General features: G+C 69.0%; 1 pseudogene. It reads right to left on the reverse strand.

Annotated features, from left to right (window positions below):
* Positions 1-33: 33 nt before the first annotated feature.
* Positions 34-239: pseudogene (locus FLM69_RS11335) on the reverse strand (IS256 family transposase); the annotation flags it as partial.

Genomic DNA, 239 nt, shown 5'->3' on the forward strand with positions numbered 1-239 from the left:
GGGCGTGTCAACTTGTCTGTGTAAGCGGGGTGGTCACAGGTAGGGGTTGATCCGGTCGGGGTAGGCCGCGGCGAGCTGGGCGAGGGCCTGCTTCCAGTTCGTGACGGCCTGGCCTTCGACGAGCCGGCCCTGGGCTTTGCGCTGGCCGGCGGGTTTGCCCCGGTCCCGAGCGCGTTCGGCGGCGCGTTTGTCTTCGATGTTGCAGATCGCCAGCCAGAGCAGCTTCACCGCCGCCTCGG

Origin of the sequence: Micrococcus sp. R8502A1 (assembly GCF_006704135.1) — a bacterium.
Lineage (GTDB): Bacteria > Actinomycetota > Actinomycetes > Actinomycetales > Micrococcaceae > Micrococcus > Micrococcus luteus.